Here is a 24,949-nt window from a genome sequence, read left to right on the forward strand (position 1 = left end):
TTCATCAAAAATACCTTCCTGGGCCGCGGCGCCGTATGAACACGGCCTCGCTTGGCCTCGTCGCGAACGGCGAGGCTTGCGCCTGGGCGCGTGGTCAGTTGCCCGTCTGCGCCCGATGACGCAAGGCGTGGTCCATCAGCACAATGGCCAGCAACGCCTCGGCGATCGGCGTGGCGCGGATGCCGACGCACGGATCATGGCGGCCCAGCGTCTGCACCTGCACGGGCTCTCCCGCGCGATTGATGGAACGGCGCTCGATGCGGATGCTGGACGTCGGCTTGATGGCCAGCGAAACGGTAATGTCCTGCCCCGAGGAGATGCCGCCCAGCACGCCCCCGGCGTGATTGCTGAGAAAACCTTCCGGCGTCAGCTCGTCGCCATGCTCGGAACCGCGCTGCGTCACGCAATCGAAGCCGGCGCCGATGGATACGCCCTTGACGGCATTGAGCCCCATCATTGCATGCGCGATATCGGCATCCAGGCGGTCATAGATGGGCTCGCCCCAGCCGGCGGGCACGGACTCCGCCACGACTTCGATGCGGGCGCCGATGGAGTCGCCGTCCTTGCGCAGGCTGTCCATATAGGCTTCCAGCTCGGGGACGATTTCGGCGTTGGGCGCATAGAACGGGTTTTCGCCAACCTCGTCCCAGCTCTTGAACGGGATGGCGGTTGGGCCGAGCTGGCTCATGTAGCCGCGGATGCGCACGCCGGCGTGCTGCTGCAGCCAGGCCTTGGCGATGGCGCCTGCGGCGACGGTGGGCGCGGTCAGGCGCGCGGATGAACGCCCGCCGCCGCGCGGATCGCGCACGCCGAACTTGCGCCAATAGGTATAGTCGGCATGCCCCGGACGGAAAGTGTCCAGGATGTTGCCGTAGTCCTTGCTGCGCGCATCCATGTTGCGGATAAGCAGCCCGATGGGCGTGCCCGTGGTCACGCCTTCGTAGATGCCGGACAGTATCTCCACCTGGTCCGTTTCCTGGCGCTGCGTCACGTGGCGCGACGTGCCGGGGCGGCGGCGATCCAGCTCTTTCTGGATGTCTTCCCGCGTCAGGGCCAGTCCCGGCGGACAGCCGTCGACCACGGCGCCGATGGCGGGGCCGTGGGATTCGCCGAAGTTGGTGACGCGAAAGAACTGACCCAAGCTGTTACCTGACATGAAGATCGACCCAGGCGGCGGCAAGCCGCGCCGAAAAGTGATTCCGCCGCAGCGCGGAACCATATGAACACAAGGAAAAATCAGGAAACGATTATAGACGACAGCGCCCGTCCATAGCGCTTCGGGAAGGCGATCGCGAAAACGCCATCAGCCTGCGTTGCGCGCCGCCTTCCATGAGTCGCTCCCGACTGAAGTCGGGAGCTTCCTCGCCACAATACGGGGGCGCCTGCGGCGCCGTATGAACACTGCCTCGCTTGAGCTCGTCGTGAACGACGAGGCTTGCGCTTGGGCGCGTGGTCAGGAGGAGCAACTGACCGACAAATCCGCCGCCCAGTCCGGCGGCAGCGCCGCATACGATTCGCGGCCCGGCACTTCCGTATAAGGATCGCGCAGCAAGCGCATCAGGGTTTCGATTTCCGACGCGTCGCCCTGCTGCGCGACCCGTATCGCCTGCTCGGCCAGGTGGTTGCGCAGCACATACAGTGGATTGGCGCGCCGCATGGCCTCGATGCGTTCCTGCGCGGGCCTGGCTTCGCGGGCCAGGCGCTCCCGATACTGCGCCAGCCACTGCCGCGCCTCCTCCGGCTCGGGCGACAGCTCCAGCCATTCGTCCGGGCGCTCCGGCGCCTCGGCCAGCCTGCGGAAGGAGAGCGTAAAATCCATCCTGCCGTTGTGCAGCAGGCTCCACCAGTCGTCCAGCAGTTGCGCGTCGCCCTCCTCCCACCGCAGCAGACCGAATTTCCTGCGCATATTGTCGCGATAGGCCTGCAGGAACAGGGGCTCGAACCGCTGCAGCCGGTCCTTCAGCGCATCGGGCTTCGCGCCCAGCGCAATCAGGCCGCCCGCCAGCCGGTACAGATTCCACAGCGCGACGCTGGGCTGCCGGTTCCAGGCATAGCGTCCCTGGGTATCGCTGTGATTGCACACATGCCCGGCATGGAAGGCATCCATGAAGCCGTAAGGCCCATAATCGATCGTCAGCCCCAGGATCGACATATTGTCGGTATTCATGACGCCATGGCAAAACCCCGCCGTCTGCCAGTCCGCCACCATGACGGCCGTGCGGCGGACGACCTCGTCCAGGAAACGCAGCACAACGCCTTCCTGCCCCGGGACATCGCCGGACGGCGCACCCCGGCATTCCGGATAGAACCTGTCCACGACATAATCGAACAGGGCCTGCAGCGGCTCCGGCTGCCCCGACCAGTGTTCGAACGTCCCGAAGCGGACGAAGGTAGGCGATACACGCGTGACGATGGCGGCCGTTTCCACGGTTTCCCGGTAGACGGGATCATCGGAAACCACCAGGGCCAGCGCCCGTGTCGTTGCAATACCCAGCCCGGCCATGGCTTCGCTGGCCAGGTATTCGCGCACCGAGGAGCGCAATACCGCCCTGCCGTCTCCCATGCGCGAATAAGGCGTCCTGCCCGCCCCCTTGAGCTGGAGCTCCAGCATTCCGCCGTCCCGGGCTGGCACTTCGCCGAGCAGATGAGCCCTGCCGTCACCCAGCTGCCCCGCCCAGATGCCGAACTGATGGCCGCTGTAGACCGCGGCCAGCGTCTTGCCGCCGTTCAGGGGGCGCTGCCCGGAGCAGACCTCCAGGAAGTCCGGCTGCCGCAAAGCCTGCTCCGACAGGCCTATCATGGCCGCCACTTCGGCGTTGGCATGCAGCAGGCGCGGATCGTTCAGGGGGCGCGCCTGCTGCCGAGTGTAGAACTCGGGAGGCAGGCCGGCATAGCTGTTTTCCGCCTGCAATTGCAGGATCGAGCCCTTCAATGCAAAGGCCGGACGCCCGCCGCATCCATCCGCCTGCGGCGCCAAAGCGCCTTCCCGCAGGGCCTGGCTGTTCATGAGCCCTGCTCCAGGGCCTCGGCCCGCCGCCGTTCCCGTTCTTTCCGTTCCTGCTCTTTCTTGCGCGCCTTCGCCGCCAGCTTGGCAGGACGCAGATAGCACAGCGCGCATACGTAGAACGTGAAGGACAGCACGATCTCCCCCCAGGCCATCAGGGCGGACGTCGGATTGGGGTCCGAATAGGCGCGCACGACGCCTTCCATGAGGTACAGCAGGATCAGCATGCAGGCCCACTGCATGGTGTAGACGCGTCCCTTCAGCACGCCGCCCAGCGGCAGCATCAGCGGCAGCACCTTGAGCGCAAGATAGGACCCGCCGGGCCGCAACGGCGCCACTGCCATTTCCCAGGCAAGACACCAGACGATCAACAACACCAGGCTCGCCGACGCGATACGGTACAGGAGTGGATTCAGGACAGGTTCGGAGTTCATACTGGTATTATCACTCGAACAGGAGCAGCCGTGCACGCCGCCGCATTGCCATTCATCATGCGACCCGGGCCCGGCGCGCTACAAATTGCATCAACCGGAGTCGAATCACCTGCCATGACGGAAGACACGACCGACCTTCGCCCCGAAGACGGGACACAGCCCGCAGCCGAAAAGAAAAAACTCGCCAGGATAGATACCGGCAACCTGTCCGGCATGCTGCGCTACCTCGGCGCACGCGCCGCCGAGAAAAAACTGACCCAGGTGGCTTCCAGCCTGACCTTCACCACAGTGCTGGCCACGGTACCGATGCTTGCGGTCGTTCTGTCGCTCTTTACCGCCTTTCCCCTGTTCAGCGAATTCAGGAGCGCGCTGGAGGCCTTCCTGGCCGACGGACTGATGCCGCCCGCCGTTTCCGAGAACGTCATGCGGTACCTAAACCTGTTCGCCGCGCAGGCATCCCGCCTGACCGCAATCGGCAGCCTGTTTCTGTTCGTGACGTCGATCTCGCTGATCATGACGATCGATCAGGCCTTCAACAATATATGGCAGGTGCGCCAGCAGCGGCCGCTGCGCCAGCGCATGCTCGTCTATTGGGCCATCCTGTCGCTCGGCCCGCTTCTCGTGGGAGCCAGCCTGTGGGCTACCGCGCTCCTGGCGCGGGAATCGCTGGGGCGCATCGGCGATCTGCCAGCCATCGTCAGCTTTGCGCTGTCCTTCGTCCCTGTCGTCGTGGCGGGGCTCGCCCTGGCGGCGCTGTTCGTGTCGGTGCCCAACCGCCATGTGAAATGGCGCGACGCCCTGGTCGGCGGCATGTTCACATCTATCGTGCTGGAGATCATGAAGGCGGGATTCGCCTATTACCTGACCCGCTTTCCTTCCTATACCGTCATTTACGGCGCCTTCGCCACGCTACCCATCTTCCTGATGTGGATCTACCTGTCGTGGCTGGCCGTGCTTGCCGGCGCAACCATTACCGCCACCCTGCCATCCCTGCGCCAGCGCCACTGGCTTTCGGCGGCAAGGCCCGGAGACGGCTTTCTCGATGCCATCGCCGTGCTTTCGCTGCTGTGGCAGGCGCAGCAGCGGCAACAGCCTGGCCGGGGCCTGCAGTCCCTGGCCGACGAACTGCAGTGCGACACCAATGTGCTTGGCGGCATCCTCGATACCCTGAAGCGGCTTGGCTACGTCATGGATTCGCCAGAAAAGAACGACGACCGCTGGTTCCTGTCCTGCGACCCCGCTCAAATCGGCGTCACTCCCATCATCGACACACTGCTGCTGGACAGCCGCCGAGCGCGCGGCATGCTGCCCGCGGTGCCGCTGAACGAACTGCTGGCGCACGAGCTGTCGCCGCATGGAGAGCCCGAATACACGCTGGCGGAATGGTTTACGGGCCCCGCCACGGCCGGCCTCCTCTCACAAGTGGATACATATAAAGCCGATAGGCCTGTCCGATCCCGCGCAATTGATGCAAAATAACAAGCGTTAAGCACCGTGTCAGAAATCAAAGCGCCATATAAAACAACAAATGGGGAATCATCATGCTGAAAGTCAGTGAAATCCTGCAAGTCAAGGGAGATACGCTGTATACGGCGACACCGGATACGCCTGTCGCCGAAGCTATCCAGACCATGAACCAGTACGATATCGGCTCGCTCGTCATCATGGACCATGGGCGGCTTACCGGCATGCTCTCCTTCCGCGAAATCATCAAGCACCTCAGCGCGAACGACTGTGCCGTCGGAAGCGCCACGATCAGCAGCATCATGGACAGCGCTCCGGTCATCGTGTCGCCGGACACCGATGCCGACAAGCTGCGTCGCCTGATGCTGGAAAAGCACGCGCGCTATGTCCCCGTCATGGAAGGCCCCATGCTGCTCGGCGTGATCTCGTTCTATGACGTGGCCCAGGCCGTCGTGTCCGCCCAGGAGTTCGAGAACAACATGCTCAAGGCCTATATCCGCGACTGGCCGGTGGGCGACGAAGAAGCGTCAAGCAACTGAGCTACTGCTCTTGCGCCCGGGAAGCCGCCTTGAGCTCTTCCCAGGCCGCAAGCAGCAGTCCGGGATCGTTCGCCGCCAGCGATTGCGCATCCGACAGGCGCTGGCGCCAGCGCCGCGCCCCCGGGCGTCCCAGGGACCAGTCCAGCATCGAGCGCAGCACCAGGCGCATCGGCGTTCCCTCCGCCACCCGCCGCGCCGCATAGGCCGCCATGGCCGTCACGACGGCATCCCCGTCGATCTCCCGGGCATCAGGCTCCAGCGCCAGCCACAACCGGGTCAGGACGGCGGGATCATGCCATGCCGCCCTTCCCAGCATCACGCCATCGAACGTCTCCAGGTAACAGCGCGATTGCTCCACCGTTGCAATGCCGCCGTTCAGCACGAAAACGCTGTCGGGAAAATCCCGCTTCAATTGCGCCGCGCGGTCGTAGCGCAGCGGCGGGATCTCCCGGTTGTCCTTGGGCGACAAGCCTTTCAGCACCGCGTTCCTGGCGTGCACGATGAAAACCCTGCAGCCTGCCTCGTGCAGCGTGCCGACAAAGTCGCGGACGAACGCGTAGGAATCCTCGTAGTCCAGCCCCAGCCGATGCTTGACCGTGACCGGGACGCTTACGGCGTCCTGCATCGCCCGCACGCAGTCCGCAACCAGCGACGGGCTTGCCATCAGGCAGGCGCCGAACGCGCCGCGCTGGACCCTGTCCGACGGGCACCCGCAATTGAGGTTGATTTCATCGTAGCCGGCCTCGGCCCCGATCCTGGCCGCGCGCACCAGATCCCCGGGCTCGCTGCCGCCCAGCTGCAAGGCAACCGGGTGCTCGGCCTCGTCGAACGCCAGATGCCTTGCCGCATTGCCGTGCAGGACCGCGCCCGTGGACAGCATCTCGGTATAAAGCCTGGCCCTGGGATGCAGCAGGCGATGGAAATAGCGGCAATGACGATCGGTCACGTCGATCATCGGAGCGACGCATACCCGCCATGAAGCGGGCTGCAGCGGCTGGCTGGACATTCAAAGACTTCCCGGAAAACACAGATTCAGGCCCGGATTTTATTGCCTTATCGCCCATCGGCGCCATTTCTCCGCCGGATACGGAAATCATTGCGCACAATGGCTTGATCTTTTTGGCGCAGTGGCACACAATATCTGCTGTACAAATATACAGTCTATCCAGCCATGGCAATCAAGCTCACCCAGCGGCAGCAACAGGTTCTGGACCTCATACGCGGCACCATACTGCGCACCGGCTTCCCGCCGACCCGCGCCGAAATCGCGCAAAACCTGGGTTTCCGTTCGGCAAACGCCGCCGAAGACCACCTGAAGGCGCTGGCGCGCAAGGGCGCCATCATCCTGACGGCGGGAGCATCGCGCGGCATACGCCTGGCCGAAGACGCACCCGCGCACTCGCCGGCCCGGGAAGAACCCTCCTCCATCTGGACCCTGCCTCTCGTAGGCCGGGTCGCGGCCGGAAACCCCATTCTTGCTGCGGAACACGTCGAGCGCGAAATCGCCGTCGAGCCGTCCCTGTTCACCCAGCAGCCCGACTACCTTCTCCGGGTCAAGGGCTACAGCATGCGCGACGCGGGCATCCTCGATGGCGACCTGCTCGCCGTCAAACGCAGCCCGGAAGCCCGCAACGGCCAGATCGTCATCGCCCGCATCGGCGACGAGGTCACGGTCAAGCGCTTTTCCCGTTCAGCGCGGCATATCGAGCTGCTGCCCGAAAACCCCGACTTCCAGCCCATCGTCGTGCAGCCCGACGACGACTTTTCCCTGGAAGGCATCGCCGTAGGCCTGATCCGCTCCACCCCGCTCTGACCCTGCCACGGTACGGCCGGCCTACGCCGGCTATTTCGGCATTTTCTTCCTGACATAGGCGACAAGGTCGCCTTTCACCGTCATGTGGCGGCATCTGTGATCCGCCAGGAAGACTTCCTTGTGCTCGACCGTCACCCCGGTCGCATCCACGCCGCTCCAATTGTCATATGACGCGTACACGCTATAGACGTGATCATCCTTGTGCAGCACGACGAGATAGCTGAGATACTGCCCGTAATTGTCCCAGGACCGGTACACGACCTTGCCGATCGGCATGCTGACTGCCGTCGAGGGACTGGCGTCGCCCTCCTTGCCGAATACGTATGACACTTGTCCCTGGTTTTCCGTCAGCCGGAAGTAAGCGCCCGTATCGCCCGCAATCTCGCAGGAAAGGATTTCTTCGGCACTTGCGGCGGACACCGTTACGGCAAACAGCAGACACGGCATCAAGGACAGGTAACGCACAACACTCCAGCTTTGCATGGTGATCATGCCGCAACCCGGATCGTTGCGGCCAATGCGTCAGTTTATTACATTTGTTGCTGCTGATTTACCAAGCAACTCCGCCACCCAACCAGGATGCGCCAGATACCATCGCACCGTTTTCTCCAGGCCCGCTTCGAAGGATTCCAGCGGCTGCCAGCCCAATTCCTCGCGCAGCCTGCCCGCATCCAGCGCATAGCGCCGGTCATGTCCCATTCTGTCCTCGACGTGCGTGATCTGCCTTGCGTAGGGTGCGCCGTCGCCCCTGGGACTCAGCCTGTCGAGCAGGCGGCAGACTTCGTGGACGACTGACAGATTGGTGCGCTCGCAATTGCCGCCGATATTGTAGGCCCTGCCCGGAAGACCCTTCTCCAGCACCGCGCGGACGGCCCTGCAGTGGTCCGATACGTGGATCCAGTCCCTCACCTGCAGTCCGTCGCCATAGATGGGCAGAGGCTTGCCTTCCAGCGCCTGCAGCAGAATCCTGGGAATCAGTTTTTCCGGGAACTGGAAAGGCCCATAGTTGTTGGAGCAATTCGTGGTCAATACCGGCAGGCCGTAAGTGCAGTGATACGAGCGCACGAGGTGGTCCCCCGCCGCCTTGCTGGCCGAATAGGGATTGCGCGGCGCATAGGCCCCGGACTCGTCCACGGGCGCTGCTTCCGGCGGCAGCGAGCCATAGACCTCGTCGGTGGATATCTGCAGGAAGCGGAAATGCTCGCGCGCACCCGCATCCTGCGCCAGCCAATACGCGCGCACGGCCTCCAGCAGGCGGAACGTGCCCACCACATTCGTCTGGATGAAATCCTCGGGGTGCAGGATGGAGCGGTCCACGTGGCTCTGCGCGGCAAAGTGCACGACTGCCCGAGGCCTGTGCGACTCCAGCAAGCGCGCGAGCAGCGCCGAATCCGCCACATCCCCCTTGACGAACACATGCCTGGGGTCGTGCAGCAAGCCTTCCAGCGACGCCAGGCTGCCCGCATAGGCCAGCTTGTCCAGGTTGACGACAGGCTCGTCCTCCTGCGCCAGCCAGTCGCGCACGAAATTGGCGCCGATGAATCCGGCGCCGCCGGTCACGAGAATCATGCCCTCTCCATTCCTGATGTGAGTCACTCCCGCCTGAAGTCGGGAGCTTCCTCGCCACAATACGGGGGCGCCTGCGGCGCCATATGACCACCGCCTCGCTTGACCTCGTCGTGAACGACGAGGCTTGCGCTTTGACCCGTGGTCATGTCCATTGATATTCCGGTCGCGGACACAGGATCATCCCTGACTGGCGCTCCATTGATCGAAAACTTCCTGTCCCGTCATGACGGTAGTCTGGTCGGCGAACTGGTAATTCCGCGGCTTCTGATCGATGAATATCTGCTGCTTGAATTTCCAGGAGTCGCCTTCATCGAACAGCCCTACGGGAATTGCGTGGAAGCTGCCCTGCTTCAGGCGATAGAACAGATGGGTGCCGCACTGCTTGCAAAACCCGCGCTCCGCCCAGTCCGACGAGGCATAAATGCCGACATGCTCCGAGCCCCGGATATCCGGGGCATCGTGCTGCTCTATGCTCATCAGCGGGCCGCCGCCCCAGCGGCGGCAGATATTGCAGTGGCAAACGTCCATAGACGGCTGCTCCGCACGGATCGTCAGCGTAACCGCGCCGCACAGGCAGCGTCCCTGGAAGCGTTGGGCTGATGCGTCTTTATCCATGATGGTCTCCTCGTGTATAACCGCTCGAGCCAAACGCGAGCCCTGCAGTCCATGGCAAGGGCGAGCGAGGCTCTATTCGCATTTACCGCCTGCATCAAGGATAACCCAGCCTCGCCTCCGGCAGCAGATGCAGCCCCGTGCGCCGTACGAACTCCTCATAATCGATGGGCCGTCCGGCCCTGGCGTCGGCGCGGTTGGCCTGCCAGTGCACCCACGAGCGCCCGCTCCGCGCGTCGTACACGAGCTTGTAGAAATAGTCCGGCACAGCAACCCCCGAGCCAATGCGGCGCTGCTGCGCCACATACACCGGCCCCGTGAACACATGGACGTCTCCGGCGGCGCGCATGATGTAGTTGCGGGTGTCCTGCTCTATCTTGTTCCATGCGCCCGCGTTGTGCGCCTGGTCCTGCGGCGCCATATTGGCCAGCGAAAAGCTTTGCGCCATGGCTTCCGAGGTATGCATATCGCCCGCCGGCGCCATGTGTCCGCGAGAGTATCCCGACCCTCGATAGTCGTCCAGCATCGCCCGCTCCGACTGCGGCAGGCGCCCCTCCGCATAGAACCTGTCGGTTCTCTGTATTTGCCGCGCATCGGCCAGCATTTGCCGATTGAGACGCTGCGCAACGAAGACCGGCGTGCGCGTCTGCCCGCTATGCAGCACGGCAAACGCATCGAAGCACAGTTCCCGCAATGCGGGGCCGGACGGAACAAGCGGCGCGGCCCCTGCGGGAAACAGATCTCTGCAGGCGGCAAAGCTGGTCTGCGCCAGGGGCGCGCCGGACGACAGCAGCGGCGGGAACGGCTCATGCTGCCAACCCAGCCTGACAAGCGCATCGTCCAGCCGCTGCGCGATCTCCCATTGCGGGTTGAGCCAGGCGCTGGAAACGCCGAAAGACAGCGCCGCAGCGGTACAAAATGCTGTCAGGAAACGCCTGAAGCTCGCTTTCCCGGGCTTGGCCTGCCTGGTTCTTTTCGAAGTTTTCCTGCGTACAGCCGATTGTTTGTGTCTTGCCATGCGAAAAATGAAATGCCTGGCGCAGGAGCGGCTTTGCCGTTACGCGCCAGGCAAGAGGAACCCTGTGCTGTCTATCGAATGCCGAGGATTTTACGCCGCTGCATGAGCCATAGGCCCATCAACGTCAATGCAGCGAATACCGCGCCGAATACGAATGTGCCGCGGTAACCCGTCATATCCCACAGCAGGCCTGCGAGAACACTTGCCAGCAACAGCGCCACGCCCGTCAGCAAATGGAAGAAGCCGAATGCCGTGCCGCGCAACTCGGCGGGCGCGCTGTCCGCGATCAGGGCGCCGAACAACCCTTGCGAAAACCCCATGTGAAAGCCCCACAGAGCGACTCCAAGCACGAGCCCGCCCATGCCAGGCGCGAATGCCAGCACCAGGTCGGCCGCCACCAGCAGCAGCATGCCCACAGCCAGCATCGACAGGCGCCCGACACGGTCCGACAAGGCGCCAGCCGGATAGGCGGACAGGGAGAATGCCACGCCCATCACCACCATCACCATCGGCGCCCACATCGGCTCCAGCCCGGCTTCGGAAGCGCGCAGGATCAGGAATGCTTCGCTGAAACGGGCCAGGGTGAACACCACGCCGACACCCACGATCCACCAGTAGTTCGCTCCCAGCCGCTTCAGCGCCTCTTTGCTCAGCAAGGCCCTGCGCTGTTTCCCGACTGGCGGCTGCTCCGGCTCCTTCACGAAGACCGCCAGCACCCATACGGCCAGGAATGCCGGCAGGACTGCGATCCAGAACACGGTCTGGAAATGATTGGCGGTGAGCCACATCAGGCCGATCGCCAGCAAAGGCCCCAGGAAGGCGCCTATCGTATCCAGCGTCTGGCGCAGGCCATAGGCAGCGCCCCGGAGCTCGGGCGGCGTGATGTCCGCCACCAGCGCGTCCCTGGGCGCGCCGCGGATCCCCTTGCCCACGCGATCGATGAAGCGGGCTCCCACCAGCCAGCCCAACGTGCCGGCCAGCGGAAATACCGGCTTGCTCAAGGCTCCCAGGCCATAGCCCAGTATGGCCAGAAGCTTGCGTTTCCCCAACTTGTCGCTGAGCGCCCCCGAGTACACCTTGACGATGGACGCCGTCGCCTCGGCGATGCCCTCGATGAGCCCCACCGCCAGCACGGAAGTGCCCAGCACCGCGACCATGTAGATGGGCAGCAGCGCATGGATCATCTCAGAGGAGATATCCATCAGCATGGACACGAAACCGAGCGCCCAGATACTGCGGGGGATGGCGCGCTTTTCCGGCGGCGAAGCCGTGAGTGTTTCAGCGGTTTTCATCATGGGCATCGAAGACTTGTTGCGCGTAGCTGTCCAGCACGAATTCGCAATCCTTCAGGCGCGAAGCAGCCTGTTCCGCCAGGGATCCGCCGTAGAAATCGAGCTTGCGGATTTTTTCGAGCCAGCCCTGCAGCTTGCGCAGATCGGTCTCTTCTTCTTCCAGCTCGGCATAGGTGAACTTCTTGATGGCGATCTCTTTTGCGATCTCGGCCTCGAAGTCGGCGCAGCGGCGGATGAACTCGCCGTACTGCTCATCGCGATCCGCCTTGAAGCGCGCGACGACCTTTTCTTCCTGTGCGCGATCCAACGCCACTGTTTCCAGCAGCACGCAGTCTCCGCCCATTCCCGAGATATCGTTCTCCAGCATCTTCAGCCATCTGACATGATCGCTGGTCTTCGGCAGCAGGCATACGCCGTTCTGCAGATACACCGCGCCCAACCCCTTCAGGCGCCGCCATAGCGCGACCCTGCGGCTATTGGGTTCCGGAGGGACCTTGTAGGTCAGCAACAACCAGCCCTGTGTATCCATTGCAATCAATCAGATGTAGCGACCGTTGCATTTATAGCATAACGAGCCTGAAGCAGTCATCCCCGCCCACGCTTTTCTTCATTGCTCCGGCAGATACAAATCGCCGTGTTATCCCCACTGTCTGTGCATAACCCTGGGGGTATCCATAGGGTATGTCATCGAAACGCAATACAGCCGTGCAATTGCGTTTCGATGGTCAGAAAATGTCCACTTCCGCATACGTATAATTGCGCGATGAACGCAGCCTCTCCCGCCAGCAAAAGCCAGCCTCTCATAGGCGCACTCGCCGTTGTCTCCTCGCTTGTCAGCCAGAATATCGGCGCCGCGTTCGCAAAAACCCTGTTTCCCTTGGTCGGCCCCGCCGGGATGGCTTTTCTTCGCATCGGCCTTGCCGCATGCCTGCTCGTGCTGATTCGACGCGCATGGAAGGCAACGCCCCGGCAGGACATCTATAGAAGTCTGTTGCTGTACGGAACGACCTTGGGAGTAATGAACCTGGTCATCTACCAGGCCTTTGCCCGCATTCCCATCGGAGTGGCCGTCGCCATCGAGATTCTCGGCCCGCTGGCAGTCGTGCTTCTTGGCGCCAGGAAGAAAAGGGATTTCGTCTGGCTCGCGACAGCCGTCTGCGGACTCGTGCTCCTGCTTCCCTTGACCGGCGGCGCCTCCGCCCTGGATCCCATCGGCGTCGCATGCGCCATCGGCGCGGCGGTTTCCTGGGCGCTTTATATTCTTTCCGGCAAACGGCTGGCATCGGAGCCTGGTGTCGATGCCGTCGCCTGGGGCATGGTGGTGGCGGCCATCGTCACTCTTCCATTCGGCGTTGCCGGCGCCGGCGCCATGCTCTTATCGCCGGACATCCTTCTGATCGGGCTTGCCGTGGCCGCCCTGTCGAGCGCCATCCCCTATTCCCTGGAGATGACGGCCTTGCAAAGAATGGCCGCTCCGCTCTTCAGCATCGTCGTCAGCACAGCTCCCGCCATCGCCGCCATCGCGGGATTCTTCATCCTGGATGAACGCCTTACTGCAATCCAGTGGCTGGCAATCGTGCTCATCATGTCGGCGGCCGCGGGCAGCACCCTGGGAGCGCTGGGCCGTACAGCACGGGACGGCAAATAGAAAAAGAAGGCGGCCTGGATTGGCCGCCTTCTTCTTGATTCTTGTGTAGTTGCAACCGCCTCCGGACAAGGACGGGAGCCTAATCCGCCAGTGCAACACCCGATCCAAGGGCGCTCAGGCGGAGAATGCTGCGCAAATTCTGCTGCATGAAGTTGCCGACCACCTGCGTATGCTCCGGGGTCTTCGGGCTTGCCAGGCTGGCCAGCAGCCGTTCGACATCCCCGTCCGTCAGGGTCACCTGATATTGCTCCGAAACACCGGCTTCGTTCTGGGCCCACACAGTCAGCTGGACCGCCAGCTTCCCCTTCTCATCGATCTGGACTTCCGGCTGCCCGGGGAGCTTTGCGCGCAAAGCGCTGACTTTTCCTTCATCGACTTTTTCGGTTTTCTTGATCTTCATGGCAGCTCCAGGGTTCGAAGGAATGGATCCATTCTAAGGACATCCCGCATCAAAATCCCTAAAGGAAAACCATGAGTCAGCCGAAAAAATCCACGCTCGACGGCATCATGCCCCGCTCTTCCTGAAGGCCTGGATCATGGCATCCAGAGACTGGCCTTGCGGCAACGCGCCCGAAGCATGCAGCGCGCCTTCCAGCCAGCCGTAAAGCAATTGGCCGTTTTCAATGTCGCGCATGCGCTGCGCTTCGGCCTCGACCTTGCGGCGCGCAGCGTCGAGCATAGCGGATGCTTCGCGCCTGGACACGACCACCACGCCATCGTCATCCCCAACGACCAAGTCGCCAGGCTCTACAACGACACCGCCGACGGATACCGGGTAGCCGATGCGGCCGCCCTGGGTGCGTGTCGGACCGTTGGGATTGGAACCGCACGCATATACAGGCAAGCTGCCTTCGCGCAACGTTTCCACATCGCGTATGGCGCCGTCCACCACGACTCCGGCAAGTCCGGCTTTGACAGCATGCGCGCACATCAGCTCGCCCATGAGCGCGCTCGTCGTGTCTCCCTTGCCGTCGACGACCAGCACGTCTCCGGGCCGGGCCAGCATCAACGCGGCATGGATCATCAGGTTATCGCCCGGCCGCACGTCCACGGTAAATGCCGTGCCGCATAAACGCAGCCCCGGCCGCATGGCCCGGATCCGGCTGTCGAGCGCGCCGCGCCGCCCGCACACATCCGCCAGTATCGATGCGGGCAGATCGGCGCAGGCGGCCAGCGTCGATTCATCGACGCGCTCATAACGGCTGTTGATCATTCGTTCCTCCTTGGTCAGATGCGGCCCTGGGACTCCAGTCTTGCCCGAAGACGGCTGAAGACACGCAAGGCATTGCCTCCCATCACTTGCTCCCGCACATCGGGCGACAGCCAATCTACCGCATCGATATAACGCTTGGTGTCATCGTAGTGGAACCCCGTCTGGGGATCCACGCCCTTGACCGCCCCAATGATCTCGGAAGCGAACAGAATATTCTCCGGAGGCACCACATTGAGAAGCAGCTCGATACCAGGCTGGTGATACACGCAGGTATCGAAAAACACATTCCGCATCAGCGTTTCCAGGGGTGGCCGCCCCATGTTCTGGGCCAGTCCCCGATAGCGTCCCCAGTGATAAGGCACCGCTCCGCCTCCGTGCGGAATAATGAACTTGAGCGATGGGAAGTCGCGAAACAGATCGGACTCGATAAACTGCATGAAAGCTGTCGTGTCGCCGTTCAGATAGTGGGCGCCGGTGAAATGGAAGTTGGGATTGCAGGAGCAGCTGGTATGCACCATCGCAGGCACGTCCAGCTCGACCATTTTTTCGAACAGCGGATACCAATGACGGTGCGTCAAGGGCGGATCGGTCCAGTATCCATCCGTGGGATCGGGATTGATGTTGCATCCGACAAAGCCCATCTCTTCCACGCAGCGCACCAGTTCCGGTATGCAGTTTGCCGGACTCACGCCGGGAGACTGGGGCAACTGGCATACGCCGGCGAGCCTGTCTGGATACAGCTCGACCGCACGATGGATGAGATCGTTGCAATGGCGGGTCCAGGCCTCGCTGGTAGAGGCGTCCCCGACATGATGGGCCATGCCGCCTGCGCGCGGCGAAAAAAGCGTCAGATCGACTCCGCGCTCCTGCTGAATGCGCAGCTGATTTCCCTCCAGCGACTCGCGGATCTCGTCGTCACTGACAACAACGCCCGGATCCTTCCCTGCGCCTTCAGGATCCTTCAGCATCTCCTGCTGCCAGGCGCGAAACTCTCCCAGCGCCCTGGGAGCCGTCGTATAGTGTCCGTGACAATCGATAATCATGCCTGTCCATATTTCCGAAACGATGATCGAATGCCGGTCCGAAGACCGGCCCTTTATCCAGGTCTAGGCTACGTGGCGCATCAATCGATGGCAAGGCCGACCTTCTTCACGACATCTGCCCACTTCTGCACCTGCTCGTGAAAGTACTTGTTGAAATCAGCCACGGAGCCGCCGCCGATGGTAATCGCCATCTGCTCGAGCTTTTCCTGGACCTTCTTGTCCTGCAACGCCTTGTTGATATAGCGGTTGAGCGCCTCGATGGTTTCCGCAGGCGTGCCTTTCGGCACGGCGAAACCCCACCACACATGAGCCTCGAGATCGGAATAGCCCAGTTCGCTTGCCGTGGGAACATCAGGCAACTGAGGGATACGCTCAGGGCTGTCGACCATGAGCGCCCGCAGCTTCTTGGCTTCCACTTGCGGCACGGCCTCCAGCGGATTCAAGAACATGAATGAGACCCGGCCCGTGACCAGGTCGAGCTTGGCCGGAGCGCCGCCTTTGTACGGCACATGCAGCATCTCGGTTCCAGTCTTGAGCTTGAGCAGTTCCGAAGCCAGATGAGGAGCGCTTCCGCTTCCGGATGTGGCAAAGGATACTGCATTCGGTTTGGCCTTGGCGGCCTTGATCATATCGTCGAAGGTCTTGAAGGGCGAGTCATGCGCCACTACGAGAATCAGGGGTGCATAACCTACATAGGCCACCGGATCCAGATCGCTGACTTCGTTGAACGAACGCTTGGGATAGACCGAAGGATTGGTCGTCAGGCCATTGGCGCCGATCAGCAGGGTGTAACCGTCCGGCGCAGCCCTGACGACCGCCTCGGTGCCGATATTGCCATTGGCGCCGGCGCGATTCTCGACGACGACGGGCTGCCCCGTCTGGGAATTGATGCTCTCGGCAAAAATGCGTCCCAAGGTATCAACCGCTCCCCCCGGAGGAAAGGGAACGACCAACGTGATGGGTTTTTCAGGAAATGCCGCACTGGCTGGAGCGGCAATACCCAGGGAGGCGACGGTCCCTATGACGGCCACCCCCAGCATGCGATTGAAATTTGTCTTCATTTGAAATGTCTCCTTCACTTTCTTATGGGTAGTGACAAGGCAGGCTTGCAGCATGATGTCGCTGAAGACGACGGATTCATACTAGTCGCAGCAAGAAAGCATTGGAAGAGACATTCTGCCTAGCTGATATTCCTGAAAAGCATAGCTGCAGGACTCGTCTTTTTGGCGTGCGAACGCCATCGGAAACACAGCTTGCGGGCGCGGTCGGATCAGTTGTCTTTCCCGGCGGAAACCGGCAGGACTTCATGAAACAGTTCGCAGGTCCGCTGGACCAGAGTCGTCAACGGGCGCTCGGCGGAAGTAGCCATTGCCAGGACGCTGCTCATGCGCGGCGCGATGATACGACGGCTCTGCAGATGATCCTGGTCATCGCTCGCGGCAATGGCATGCTGCGTCGCAATCGCGTAGCCTTCGCCTTCCGATACAAGTTTCACAATGGAAGCTACCGAATCGACGTCCAGCACGATCGTCGGCTTCAATCCCATATTGGCCAGGCGCGTTTCGATCATCATGCGCAATGAGTGCGGGCGGCAAGGCATGATGAGAGGCAGTTCGGCGACTTTGCGCAAGGGTATCGGAGACCCGACCGCTGCCTGTCTGGGCTTCCTGTAGCCCAGCAACAGCAAATCATCCTCGCGTATGGGCTGAATATCCAGGCTGGGCGACGGCACCGGATCATGCAGCAGCGCAATATCGATGCGGCCCGAAAGCAGCCATTCGTAAAGATGAATGGTCAGGCCTTCGGTGATGCACAGGCTCGCCTTTGGATAGCGGGCCCGAAATGCTTTGACGAACGGAGCGGTCAGCGCGCGCCCTACCGCATAAGGAAAGCCTATGGTGACGCGTCCCAAGGGGCTTCCACGCGAATCCTCGACATCGTGGCGGGCATGCTCGAACTGCATCTGGATCGTGCGCCCGTGCGCCAGCAGGCGCTTGCCGGCTTCAGTGAGGCTGACGCCACGGCCATTGCGATAGAACAGCGTCTGCCTGAGTTCCACTTCCAGGCGGCGCACCTGCCGGCTCAGCGCAGGCTGGCCCACGTCGAGCACCATGGCGGCCTGCGTGAAGCTGCCCAGTTCGGCGACGTAGATAAAACACTCGAGCTGCCGTAAATCCATTCGTCACCCTTTTTGGAATTATGGAACGAACTGGCCGAAAACGACTTGGTGATGGCCGGGCGTCACTGCAGCCCGGCACACCGGACTACCTCATCATCGAGGCTTGCATGCAATGAGCATCCCCCGCTCATAGGTCTGGGAGCCGTAGAGGCCGCCAGCCCCTCCGCCGGCGGGCGCACGCCCCTCCCCGGTTTTTCTCAGGACGTCGTATCCCGCGGGCTTGCACAGGCTTTCGGCCTTGGAAAGGCATTTGTCCCAGTTGCGCGTCGTGCCGCTGCAATTGAGCTCGTAGGCTTTCCGTCCATCGGGCGCGTAGGATTCATTCACGCTCGCGCAGCCTGAGACTGCAAGGACGGCAATCGCGATAAATGCATGTTTCATGGACTTCCCTTCTATTCTGTCATGGTACGCAACGATGGAATCTTCATGAATATGCTAACACCCCTTTTCGTCCCCTCATGCGCCGACGGTAATCGTTCCTGCCTGCACGATGGAGCAGGAACCAGATGATTGACGTATGGCGGCGGAGCGCATACCGTACTCATACCACCACTGACGGGAGGTGCGGACATGTGCAGCAGATTCAGTCAGCGCGAGGCGGGGGCGGTTTACGCAAACCAGATGGGCTGGGGGCAGTATGTCGGCGATCCCGGCAGCGGCCCGAAATATAACGTGTCTCCTGGAACCATGCCAATGGTCCTGCATCGGCTATCCGGAGAGCCGGCCGTCAGCCGGATATTCTGGGGCTACAGCCCGCGATGGCACGAGAAATCTCCGGCCATCAATGCCCGTCTGGATACTGTCCTGCGCCAGTCACCATTCTGGAAGCCGGTACTGTCCCGCCGCATCGTCGTTCCGGTCGACGGTTGGTTCGAATGGACTGGCGAACAAGGCGTCAAACAGCCGTGGTTCATTCATCCTAAGGACGATCGTCCTGCACTGCTGGCCGGAATGACCGGCTGGGAGCCTGGCTCCGACGATCATCCCAATCACGGCATGACCATCATCACGGACGACGGAGCCGGCGGAATGGTGGACATTCACGACCGCAGGCCAATTGCGCTGGCTCCCGACGATGCGAATGCCTGGGTGGATTCTGGCCTGTCGGTGGACGACGCTTTGCTGTTGCTGTCCACTCCCCGGCCCGAGTCGGAATTCGGCTGGTGGAAGGTCTCGTATAAGATAAGCAACCGCAACTACCAGAGCCCTGATGCGACGGCGCCGATATGATCGGCCAAGCCTCAAAGTCCGGCAACCTTTCGGCTCAACGGGAAGCGAAACGCAGCGGCGGCTGTGGAGGAGACAACTGGTATAAATTAGTTTTGCCAGCCAGACGAGAACATGACCCGAATTAACTGCGTCCCAGTCGAAGAGCTAAGCGGCCCCCATTTGGTTGCCGAGTACCGTGAATTGCCCCGGGTATTCGCCTTGGCGGAAAAGGCAGCAACACGCGGCGCGCTTTCGCAGCCCTCGAACTACACGTTAGGAAAGGGCCACCTGCTCTTTTTCTACACTCGTTTGGGCTTTCTAGCCGAACGTCATGCAGCCTTGGTAGAGGAAATGAAGCGACGCGGCTACAAACCATCGTTTGGCGGTATCAGGCGCAAAGACTTCCCGTCAATACCTGACTCGTTCTGGGGCTCCTGGGAACCAACCGAAGAGGCGCTGCGCATCAATCGCCAGAGAATCAAAGAACGCAGCCCTTTAGCCGCCCAAGCCCTCAAATAATCTGCGCCAAACCCGCCGATCTCTCGACGCGCAGTCTGCTTTTCGATTCTGCTTTGCTCACTTGATAACAATCACAGTGACTTTGATTGGCGGCGTACTTTTCTGGATTGCGCCTTGTTGAGGTCTTTCGCCTCTTGCTCGGCAAATTCCTCTTCGCCTTCTTCGTATGAGCCCTCATACATGCAACTGCTGGGGCTCAGCTTGCACTTCATCCGTTCGACGCCAGTCGAGCATCCAGCAAGAAACGCCAGAAATAACAACGACACACCGCAGCGGCTTAAAACCCGGAAAGACATCATCTGCACCCTTAGCGTTGCCCATGCTGGCTTATAACCAGCCGAATTTGGTGAATGCGCTGCCCCCTCACTTCAGGGACCCTGGCTCTTCAGGTAGGGGCACCCATTCCATTGATAATGGAGTAGAGCCGCCGAGAAGAGCCTCAGCTCAATAATGGGGTAGAGCCAAAAAAGATCAAGCCACTATCGCTAGTGGCTTGATTAATAAAGGAATTTTGGTGGAGTCGGGGGGAATTGAACCCCCGTCCGCAAGCCCTCTACAGACAGTTCTACATGTTTATCCGGTTAATTTTGAGTTTTAACCTTGGAGCGTGCCAACCAGCAGGCCCTTCCTTGGCGATTCACACTGATTTAAGGCATAGCCCAGTGACCTGGCCAGACCCGATTCCTTGTAGATGACGCTGCTGTGGGTTTTACCCCACCTGACCCAAGGACAAATCAGTGCAGCGGCTCACCGCTTAAGCGGCCAGAGCGAAACGCTCGTCGTTGGCGTTTGTAGTGTTCCAGTGGATTTACGAGCTTACTGGTGCTCGACATGCCCTGTTCTGCTTCGCGACCCACGTCGAATCCGGATCGACCCCAGAAAACACATCATACCAGACATCTGTCTAAATTCACAGTATTTTCATCAGAACCGCAAACGCAGTTCCCAGGGATAGCCGCGGCGGCCGTCCATGTCGGTGTGCTGGACGACGACACGCTCCGACAGACCGTCATCTATGGCCTCCAGACGCTGCTCCAGCTTTTGCAGCCACTGGGCTCGAGCCTTGCCGTCCCTCTCCCAGCGCAATGCTTCCTTGCAGGCCAGGATGCCCGCCCTTTCCTCGAGCACGGCGGGATGGTGGAACAGCCAATGCAGGAAACGCTGGCTGTTTTCGGTGTCGTGCCAGAGATCGGCATAGGCGTCCAGGTAATCCTTGGCCGCTTCCGGCTGTTCGTAGAGATTGGCATGCCAGACAGCCAGCGCCTGGGGATCCGGGTTGCCGCACAGGATTTCCGCCACGTAGGGATTGGCGGCAAAGCCCTTGCGCAAGGCCGTGGCTGCACGCACCCAGTCCTGCTCCATCAGAAAACTGAGCCCCAGTTCGTAGCTATAGGAAGGGTGCAGTTCCTGGTATGGCTGAAGGGAGCCGCGCGCCTCGGCCACGCTGCCGCAGCGCAGATGTTCGGGCCCCAGCAGCAGCCGGACGCCCAGACTGTCCTCCGGACAGTGGCGCAGCAGCCGCTGCAGGACTTCCACCGCATCGCAATGCTTGCGCAGGCGTATATGGCACAACGCCACGATATGCTGCAGCCGCAGGAATATCTGGTTTTCTTCGCCTTCCCAGCCGATCATTCCATCGAAGTCCCGCGGCACGAGCGCATTGAGCCGGTCCAGTGCCTGCAGGGCGACATCCAGCGCCTTGTCGGCGCGCCCCTGCTCGAAGTACATGAATGCCAGATGCGCGCCGGCGGGCGCGAACCATGGCTTGCCGGCCAGAAGGTCCTGCACGGAAGACAGGAACCGGGATTCGCTCAGCCTGCCCGCGTCGCGGCGCTCCAGCAGGCCGTCGAATTCCGAGGCCACTGCCGCGGCGTCGTCTCCAGCCAGGCGAAAGCGCCCGCTGTCCTGCGTAATCCGTTCGAACACGAAACCCGCTCCATCCGGGATTTCTGTGCGATTAGTCATGACGTGCGTATTCCATCATCGAAAGCCTCCATGTCTGTCGCGGAACAGGCCGCATCGCTTCAGCGCGACAGGGATTCCCGGGCGGCCTTCCACATACTAGATCTTGTTATCATCATAGCGATAAATCTAGCATGATGGCACCCGGGTCCCCGGCCGAACAAAGGTGAAACTTTGTCATAATCCCCTGCTTTGGCCACGCGCCCAAGCGCTAGCCTCGTCGTTTACGACGAGGCTAGCGGGGCAGTACTCATACGGCGCCGCAGGCGCCCCTGTATAGTGACGAGGAGGCTCCCCCCGGACCTCACAAGTATCGCACCGCAACGCACAATCCCGCCGAGTGGACTAAAATCCACCGCACTCCCTCGAATCCACATCACCCGCGACGGACACATTTCACTATGGCTGTATTCACTCCGGTCAGCGAGGCCGATGCCCGCGAACTGCTGACACGCTACTCGATCGGCGAGTTCGTGTCTCTGCGCGGCATTACCGCAGGCATCGAGAACACGAATTTCTTTCTGGAAACCACACAGGGCTCGTATGTACTGACCCTGTTCGAGGTGCTGACCCAGGAGCAGTTGCCGTTCTATATCGAACTCATGCATCACCTGGCCAGCAAGGGAGTCCCGGTGCCTCACCCCCAGGCGCTAAAGACGGGCGAGCGGCTGACGCGCTTCAAGGACAAGCCCTGCGCCATCGTGACCCGCCTGTCAGGCGGCTACGAGGCCTCTCCCAGCGCCGAGCACTGCCGGCAGATTGCCGCCACGCTGGCGCGCGCGCACATGGCCGCAGTCGACTTCCCTATCCAGCAGCCCAATCTGCGCGGGCTGGACTGGTGGAGGAAGACGACGCCGGCGATCCTGCCTTTTCTGGCGCCGGAACAGTCTGAACTGCTGACCAGCGTGCTGGACGAGCAGATCGCGCTGGCGCAATCCGAAGCCTACCAGGCGCTGCCCCGCGGCCCGGCGCACTGCGACCTGTTCCGCGACAACGTATTGTTCGACGGTACTTTCGAAATGCCCAGGATCGGCGGGATCATCGATTTCTATTTCGCTGGCTGCGATACATGGCTGTTCGACGTGGCCGTGGCCATCAACGACTGGTGCATCGAGCGCGCCAGCGGCGTATTCAAGCCGGAGCTGGTCGATGCGTGGCTGTCCGCCTATGCCGCCGTCCGGCCGTTCACGTCCGAAGAACGCGAAGTCTGGCCGCGCATCCTGCAGGCCGCCGCCCTGCGCTTCTGGATATCGCGCCTGTATGATTATCACCTCCCGCGCCCGGCGCAGACGCTGAAGCCGCACGATCCCACGCACTTCGAGCGCGTGCTGACGGCCCGCAGGACAAGCCCCGCTCCCGTGCTGCCCTGAATGCATACAGTCCCGGCTCGCCGGGGCAGCCGCTTTCCGCGCCGCAACTTTCTCACCTGGTTTTTTCGATTTCGCCCTATGCAAGCAGCCATTCTTCCCATTAGCGCCGGCTGGTTCTGGATACAGGAAGGCTACCGCCTGTTCAAGCGCCAGCCCATGCCCATGTTCTTCTGGGGCATGGCCACGGGCCTGCTGATCACGCTCAGCTATCTCATCCCGCTGTTCGGGCAGATGGCGCTCATCGCCGTCACGCCCATCCTGACGTTCCTTACCTTGTGCGCCTGCCGCAATATTGCCGCCGGCAAGATCATGCACTTCTCCATGTGGCTGGAGCCGCTGAAGAATGCCAATATCAGGAGCCGGTTGATCAAGCTCGGCCTGGCCTACATGGTCTGCTGCCTGGCCGCCGGCTTCCTGGCCGTCATGCCTTTCGTTTCCGAATTGACCGAGATCGTCAACACCCAGGGCGAGGTGGACCCGCACGCATTGGCCCAGGCGATTCGCGGCCCGCTGCTGACCTTCCTGCTGTTCTACGTCGTGATTTCCGCCCTGTTCTGGCACGCTCCCGCCCTGACGGGATGGCATGGCATGAAACTTTCGCAGGCGCTGTTCTTCTCGATGGTGGCATGCTGGCGCAACAAGTGGCCGTTCCTGCTGTACGGCCTGAGCTGGGGCGCGATCTTCTATGCCGCCCAGATGTTTGCGGGCGCCCTGCTGTCGTCGGGCATGTCGCCGGCTACCGCGCAACTGCTGCTGACGCCGCTGAACATCATGATCGCCACGCTGCTGTACTGCAGCTTCTACCCGACCTACATCAGCGTCTTCGGCGCCAACTATCGCCAGGACGATAGCGCCGATCAGTGATAGGCCGCATGGCCATGGCTGCCTCGCGTACCCGGAACGCATGATCCGGATGACGGCGGCAATAGCCGCCCGGCAGCTCGACCACGGAGGCCGCTCCCCAGTGCCATGCCATGCGATTCGGCGGCAGCTCATGGCGACGGCCCATTACGCGATACGCTGAATCCAGAAACAGCACGTCGACAGCATATGGCAGCAGAAAGGTATGGATAGCCGCGCACGGCACCAGCCATACTCCTTCATGCTCCGCCGGCTCGGAGCAGGCATGCAGGCCCAGCAAGCGTTGCCGGAAGGAAGACAGCAGCCGCAATCGCATCAGCGCAAATCCTCTAGTAACTGCACGGCCACGGGAAAAGCGATGACCAGGAACGTGCACGGGAAGATGCACGACACCAGCGGGAACAGCATTTTCACAGGCGCCTGCATGGCCTTGGTCTCCGCCCTGAGGAAACGTTCGGAGCGCTGGCGCGCCGCCTGTGCGCGCAGCAAAGGAGCAAGACTCATACCCATCTGTTCCGCTTGGCGCACCGCAATGACCCAATGCTTGACGGCCGGCAATCCCGTTCTCGATGCCATGTCATCCAGCGCCTGGTGCCTGGGCATGCCTGCACGGATCTGTGCAAGCGTGCGCGCCAGCTCCTGCTTCAATGCGCCATCCGGGCAATAGGCGGCTACTTGTACCAGGGCTCCATGGAAATTGGCGCCGGCCTCGACGCAGAGCGTCGTGATATCCAGGATGAAAGGAAACTCTTTCAACATGCGCGCTTGCCGACCTTGCGCCAGCACCTGCAAATGCCTGAACGGCAGGAAAGCAGCGGCACCGGCAGCGGGAAGCGCCAGCAGCCAGACCAGGGATAAAGGCAAGCTTGCGGACATGGTCGCCACGGTCGCACCTGCGCCCAGCATGCCGGCCAGGCACTGCATGGCCAGAAACTCCTCAGGATCATACCGGTCCTGCCAGCCCGCCATCTCCAGCCGTCGCGACAGGCGCCAGTGCAGTTGCCTGGACATCAGACGCCGGCACATAGGTGTCAGGGCCCTCACCCAGGGGCGGCACCAGCGCAGCAGCGCCTCTTCCGTGCCGGCATCCCGCAGATCCTGCTCCAGTCTGTCGCAGACAGTCACGGGACGCAGCAGGAACAGCATGCCGGCAGTGATCGATATGCCCGCAGCGAGACAGATCAGCCAGAACGTCATTTC

Annotated in this window: 27 protein-coding genes and 1 other RNA gene; 8 read left to right on the plus strand and 20 right to left on the minus strand. The window is 61.8% G+C overall.

Features of this window, described 5'->3' with window-relative positions; translation table 11 throughout:
• Window positions 1-94 precede the first annotated feature (94 nt).
• From aroC to EV686_RS06500, 3 genes are all read right to left on the minus strand, one after another.
• Entirely contained in the window at window positions 95-1,156 is a 1,062-nt protein-coding gene (gene aroC, locus EV686_RS06490; RefSeq protein ID WP_132474672.1) for a chorismate synthase, read from the minus strand.
• 297 nt (window positions 1,157-1,453) lie between these two features.
• Window positions 1,454-3,007 (minus strand): protein adenylyltransferase SelO, encoded by a 1,554-nt coding sequence (locus EV686_RS06495; protein ID WP_132474674.1) that lies wholly within the window; start codon window positions 3,005-3,007, stop codon window positions 1,454-1,456.
• The gene (locus tag EV686_RS06500; protein ID WP_132474676.1) at window positions 3,004-3,438 is read right to left on the minus strand and encodes a DUF2069 domain-containing protein; all 435 of its coding nucleotides are present in this window, start codon (window positions 3,436-3,438) and stop codon (window positions 3,004-3,006) included. Before EV686_RS06500 ends, EV686_RS06495 begins: the two co-directional genes overlap by 4 nt.
• A gap of 114 nt (window positions 3,439-3,552) precedes the next feature.
• Between EV686_RS06500 and EV686_RS06505 the strand changes: the two genes are divergently transcribed.
• Complete coding sequence (locus EV686_RS06505) at window positions 3,553-4,917, plus strand: YihY family inner membrane protein (RefSeq protein WP_424451208.1); 1,365 nt, start codon at window positions 3,553-3,555, stop codon at window positions 4,915-4,917.
• Window positions 4,918-4,979: 62 nt separating this feature from the next.
• The gene (locus EV686_RS06510) at window positions 4,980-5,441 is read left to right on the plus strand and encodes a CBS domain-containing protein (RefSeq protein ID WP_132474678.1); all 462 of its coding nucleotides are present in this window, start codon (window positions 4,980-4,982) and stop codon (window positions 5,439-5,441) included.
• 1 nt (window position 5,442) lies between these two features.
• Here the strand turns inward: EV686_RS06510 and dusA are convergent, their stop codons facing one another.
• On the minus strand, window positions 5,443-6,432 hold the full coding sequence (gene dusA, locus EV686_RS06515; RefSeq protein WP_377748299.1) for a tRNA dihydrouridine(20/20a) synthase DusA: 990 nt from the start codon (window positions 6,430-6,432) through the stop codon (window positions 5,443-5,445).
• Between the two features lie 180 nt (window positions 6,433-6,612).
• On the opposite strand from dusA, the gene lexA reads away from it, so the two are divergent.
• A complete protein-coding gene (lexA, locus tag EV686_RS06520) occupies window positions 6,613-7,254 on the plus strand; it encodes a transcriptional repressor LexA (RefSeq protein ID WP_132474682.1) in 642 nt (213 codons plus the stop codon).
• A 30-nt stretch (window positions 7,255-7,284) separates the two neighbouring features.
• Here lexA and EV686_RS06525 read toward each other — a convergent pair whose 3' ends face one another.
• The 6 genes from EV686_RS06525 to EV686_RS06550 all read right to left on the minus strand — a co-directional run bounded on the left by EV686_RS06525 (window position 7,285) and on the right by EV686_RS06550 (window position 12,274).
• On the minus strand, window positions 7,285-7,746 hold the full coding sequence (locus EV686_RS06525; protein ID WP_132474684.1) for a hypothetical protein: 462 nt from the start codon (window positions 7,744-7,746) through the stop codon (window positions 7,285-7,287).
• A 30-nt stretch (window positions 7,747-7,776) separates the two neighbouring features.
• The gene (gene rfbB / locus EV686_RS06530) at window positions 7,777-8,823 is read right to left on the minus strand and encodes a dTDP-glucose 4,6-dehydratase (RefSeq protein ID WP_132474686.1); all 1,047 of its coding nucleotides are present in this window, start codon (window positions 8,821-8,823) and stop codon (window positions 7,777-7,779) included.
• 177 nt (window positions 8,824-9,000) lie between these two features.
• On the minus strand, window positions 9,001-9,438 hold the full coding sequence (locus tag EV686_RS06535; protein ID WP_132474688.1) for a GFA family protein: 438 nt from the start codon (window positions 9,436-9,438) through the stop codon (window positions 9,001-9,003).
• Window positions 9,439-9,532: 94 nt separating this feature from the next.
• The gene (locus EV686_RS06540; protein ID WP_132474690.1) at window positions 9,533-10,453 is read right to left on the minus strand and encodes a DNA/RNA non-specific endonuclease; all 921 of its coding nucleotides are present in this window, start codon (window positions 10,451-10,453) and stop codon (window positions 9,533-9,535) included.
• Between the two features lie 71 nt (window positions 10,454-10,524).
• Window positions 10,525-11,748, minus strand: a complete 1,224-nt coding sequence (locus tag EV686_RS06545; protein WP_377748297.1) for an MFS transporter — start codon at window positions 11,746-11,748, stop codon at window positions 10,525-10,527.
• Window positions 11,732-12,274, minus strand: a complete 543-nt coding sequence (locus EV686_RS06550) for a Chromate resistance protein ChrB (RefSeq protein WP_132474692.1) — start codon at window positions 12,272-12,274, stop codon at window positions 11,732-11,734. The genes EV686_RS06545 and EV686_RS06550 overlap by 17 nt, the downstream gene beginning before the upstream one ends.
• Before the next feature lie 234 nt (window positions 12,275-12,508).
• On the opposite strand from EV686_RS06550, the gene EV686_RS06555 reads away from it, so the two are divergent.
• Entirely contained in the window at window positions 12,509-13,393 is an 885-nt protein-coding gene (locus tag EV686_RS06555) for an EamA family transporter (RefSeq protein ID WP_132474694.1), read from the plus strand.
• Between the two features lie 79 nt (window positions 13,394-13,472).
• Here EV686_RS06555 and EV686_RS06560 read toward each other — a convergent pair whose 3' ends face one another.
• From EV686_RS06560 to EV686_RS06585, 6 genes are all read right to left on the minus strand, one after another.
• A complete protein-coding gene (locus EV686_RS06560) occupies window positions 13,473-13,793 on the minus strand; it encodes a hypothetical protein (protein WP_132474696.1) in 321 nt (106 codons plus the stop codon).
• A gap of 105 nt (window positions 13,794-13,898) precedes the next feature.
• Window positions 13,899-14,606 (minus strand): RraA family protein, encoded by a 708-nt coding sequence (locus EV686_RS06565; protein ID WP_132474698.1) that lies wholly within the window; start codon window positions 14,604-14,606, stop codon window positions 13,899-13,901.
• A gap of 14 nt (window positions 14,607-14,620) precedes the next feature.
• Entirely contained in the window at window positions 14,621-15,649 is a 1,029-nt protein-coding gene (locus tag EV686_RS06570) for an amidohydrolase family protein (RefSeq protein ID WP_132474700.1), read from the minus strand.
• A gap of 80 nt (window positions 15,650-15,729) precedes the next feature.
• Window positions 15,730-16,710, minus strand: coding sequence for a Bug family tripartite tricarboxylate transporter substrate binding protein (locus tag EV686_RS06575; protein ID WP_165972521.1), 981 nt, complete (start codon window positions 16,708-16,710; stop codon window positions 15,730-15,732).
• A gap of 209 nt (window positions 16,711-16,919) precedes the next feature.
• On the minus strand, window positions 16,920-17,828 hold the full coding sequence (locus EV686_RS06580; RefSeq protein WP_132474704.1) for a LysR family transcriptional regulator: 909 nt from the start codon (window positions 17,826-17,828) through the stop codon (window positions 16,920-16,922).
• A gap of 93 nt (window positions 17,829-17,921) precedes the next feature.
• On the minus strand, window positions 17,922-18,209 hold the full coding sequence (locus tag EV686_RS06585; RefSeq protein ID WP_132474706.1) for a hypothetical protein: 288 nt from the start codon (window positions 18,207-18,209) through the stop codon (window positions 17,922-17,924).
• 189 nt (window positions 18,210-18,398) lie between these two features.
• Between EV686_RS06585 and EV686_RS06590 the strand changes: the two genes are divergently transcribed.
• Window positions 18,399-19,058, plus strand: a complete 660-nt coding sequence (locus EV686_RS06590) for an SOS response-associated peptidase (protein WP_132474708.1) — start codon at window positions 18,399-18,401, stop codon at window positions 19,056-19,058.
• A 111-nt stretch (window positions 19,059-19,169) separates the two neighbouring features.
• On the plus strand, window positions 19,170-19,556 hold the full coding sequence (locus EV686_RS06595) for a pyrimidine dimer DNA glycosylase/endonuclease V (protein ID WP_132474710.1): 387 nt from the start codon (window positions 19,170-19,172) through the stop codon (window positions 19,554-19,556).
• A gap of 512 nt (window positions 19,557-20,068) precedes the next feature.
• Here EV686_RS06595 and ssrA read toward each other — a convergent pair.
• Window positions 20,069-20,433: a transfer-messenger RNA gene (gene ssrA / locus EV686_RS06605) on the minus strand.
• A gap of 47 nt (window positions 20,434-20,480) precedes the next feature.
• Window positions 20,481-21,521 (minus strand): tetratricopeptide repeat protein, encoded by a 1,041-nt coding sequence (locus EV686_RS06610; RefSeq protein WP_132474712.1) that lies wholly within the window; start codon window positions 21,519-21,521, stop codon window positions 20,481-20,483.
• A 398-nt stretch (window positions 21,522-21,919) separates the two neighbouring features.
• Here EV686_RS06610 and EV686_RS06615 point away from each other — a divergent pair, with 398 nt between their 5' ends.
• Both EV686_RS06615 and EV686_RS06620 read left to right on the plus strand, forming a co-directional pair.
• Complete coding sequence (locus EV686_RS06615) at window positions 21,920-22,888, plus strand: homoserine kinase (protein ID WP_132474714.1); 969 nt, start codon at window positions 21,920-21,922, stop codon at window positions 22,886-22,888.
• Between the two features lie 78 nt (window positions 22,889-22,966).
• Window positions 22,967-23,752, plus strand: a complete 786-nt coding sequence (locus tag EV686_RS06620) for a BPSS1780 family membrane protein (protein WP_132474716.1) — start codon at window positions 22,967-22,969, stop codon at window positions 23,750-23,752.
• On the opposite strand, the gene EV686_RS06625 is transcribed toward EV686_RS06620, so the two are convergent.
• Complete coding sequence (locus EV686_RS06625; RefSeq protein WP_132474718.1) at window positions 23,703-24,065, minus strand: DUF192 domain-containing protein; 363 nt, start codon at window positions 24,063-24,065, stop codon at window positions 23,703-23,705. The genes EV686_RS06620 and EV686_RS06625 overlap by 50 nt on opposite strands.
• Entirely contained in the window at window positions 24,065-24,946 is an 882-nt protein-coding gene (locus EV686_RS06630; RefSeq protein ID WP_165972522.1) for a type II secretion system F family protein, read from the minus strand. The genes EV686_RS06625 and EV686_RS06630 overlap by 1 nt, the downstream gene beginning before the upstream one ends.
• Between the last annotated feature and the right edge of the window lie 3 nt (window positions 24,947-24,949).

This window comes from Paracandidimonas soli (assembly GCF_004342005.1).
Taxonomy (GTDB): Bacteria; Pseudomonadota; Gammaproteobacteria; order Burkholderiales; family Burkholderiaceae_B; genus Paracandidimonas; species Paracandidimonas soli.

What these genes read in the sequence shown, in the direction of transcription:
- aroC (WP_132474672.1), bottom strand. Translation starts at nt 1,156, where the DNA reads ATGTCAGGTAACAGCTTGGGTCAGTTCTTTCGCGTCACCAACTTCGGC.
- EV686_RS06495 (WP_132474674.1), bottom strand. Translation starts at nt 3,007, where the DNA reads ATGAACAGCCAGGCCCTGCGGGAAGGCGCTTTGGCGCCGCAGGCGGAT.
- EV686_RS06500 (WP_132474676.1), bottom strand. Translation starts at nt 3,438, where the DNA reads ATGAACTCCGAACCTGTCCTGAATCCACTCCTGTACCGTATCGCGTCG.
- EV686_RS06505 (WP_424451208.1), top strand. Translation starts at nt 3,553, where the DNA reads ATGACGGAAGACACGACCGACCTTCGCCCCGAAGACGGGACACAGCCC.
- EV686_RS06510 (WP_132474678.1), top strand. Translation starts at nt 4,980, where the DNA reads ATGCTGAAAGTCAGTGAAATCCTGCAAGTCAAGGGAGATACGCTGTAT.
- lexA (WP_132474682.1), top strand. Translation starts at nt 6,613, where the DNA reads ATGGCAATCAAGCTCACCCAGCGGCAGCAACAGGTTCTGGACCTCATA.
- EV686_RS06525 (WP_132474684.1), bottom strand. Translation starts at nt 7,746, where the DNA reads ATGATCACCATGCAAAGCTGGAGTGTTGTGCGTTACCTGTCCTTGATG.
- rfbB (WP_132474686.1), bottom strand. Translation starts at nt 8,823, where the DNA reads ATGATTCTCGTGACCGGCGGCGCCGGATTCATCGGCGCCAATTTCGTG.
- EV686_RS06535 (WP_132474688.1), bottom strand. Translation starts at nt 9,438, where the DNA reads ATGGATAAAGACGCATCAGCCCAACGCTTCCAGGGACGCTGCCTGTGC.
- EV686_RS06540 (WP_132474690.1), bottom strand. Translation starts at nt 10,453, where the DNA reads ATGGCAAGACACAAACAATCGGCTGTACGCAGGAAAACTTCGAAAAGA.
- EV686_RS06545 (WP_377748297.1), bottom strand. Translation starts at nt 11,748, where the DNA reads ATGATGAAAACCGCTGAAACACTCACGGCTTCGCCGCCGGAAAAGCGC.
- EV686_RS06550 (WP_132474692.1), bottom strand. Translation starts at nt 12,274, where the DNA reads ATGGATACACAGGGCTGGTTGTTGCTGACCTACAAGGTCCCTCCGGAA.
- EV686_RS06555 (WP_132474694.1), top strand. Translation starts at nt 12,509, where the DNA reads ATGAACGCAGCCTCTCCCGCCAGCAAAAGCCAGCCTCTCATAGGCGCA.
- EV686_RS06560 (WP_132474696.1), bottom strand. Translation starts at nt 13,793, where the DNA reads ATGAAGATCAAGAAAACCGAAAAAGTCGATGAAGGAAAAGTCAGCGCT.
- EV686_RS06565 (WP_132474698.1), bottom strand. Translation starts at nt 14,606, where the DNA reads ATGATCAACAGCCGTTATGAGCGCGTCGATGAATCGACGCTGGCCGCC.
- EV686_RS06570 (WP_132474700.1), bottom strand. Translation starts at nt 15,649, where the DNA reads ATGATTATCGATTGTCACGGACACTATACGACGGCTCCCAGGGCGCTG.
- EV686_RS06575 (WP_165972521.1), bottom strand. Translation starts at nt 16,710, where the DNA reads ATGAAGACAAATTTCAATCGCATGCTGGGGGTGGCCGTCATAGGGACC.
- EV686_RS06580 (WP_132474704.1), bottom strand. Translation starts at nt 17,828, where the DNA reads ATGGATTTACGGCAGCTCGAGTGTTTTATCTACGTCGCCGAACTGGGC.
- EV686_RS06585 (WP_132474706.1), bottom strand. Translation starts at nt 18,209, where the DNA reads ATGAAACATGCATTTATCGCGATTGCCGTCCTTGCAGTCTCAGGCTGC.
- EV686_RS06590 (WP_132474708.1), top strand. Translation starts at nt 18,399, where the DNA reads ATGTGCAGCAGATTCAGTCAGCGCGAGGCGGGGGCGGTTTACGCAAAC.
- EV686_RS06595 (WP_132474710.1), top strand. Translation starts at nt 19,170, where the DNA reads ATGACCCGAATTAACTGCGTCCCAGTCGAAGAGCTAAGCGGCCCCCAT.
- EV686_RS06610 (WP_132474712.1), bottom strand. Translation starts at nt 21,521, where the DNA reads ATGACTAATCGCACAGAAATCCCGGATGGAGCGGGTTTCGTGTTCGAA.
- EV686_RS06615 (WP_132474714.1), top strand. Translation starts at nt 21,920, where the DNA reads ATGGCTGTATTCACTCCGGTCAGCGAGGCCGATGCCCGCGAACTGCTG.
- EV686_RS06620 (WP_132474716.1), top strand. Translation starts at nt 22,967, where the DNA reads ATGCAAGCAGCCATTCTTCCCATTAGCGCCGGCTGGTTCTGGATACAG.
- EV686_RS06625 (WP_132474718.1), bottom strand. Translation starts at nt 24,065, where the DNA reads ATGCGATTGCGGCTGCTGTCTTCCTTCCGGCAACGCTTGCTGGGCCTG.
- EV686_RS06630 (WP_165972522.1), bottom strand. Translation starts at nt 24,946, where the DNA reads ATGACGTTCTGGCTGATCTGTCTCGCTGCGGGCATATCGATCACTGCC.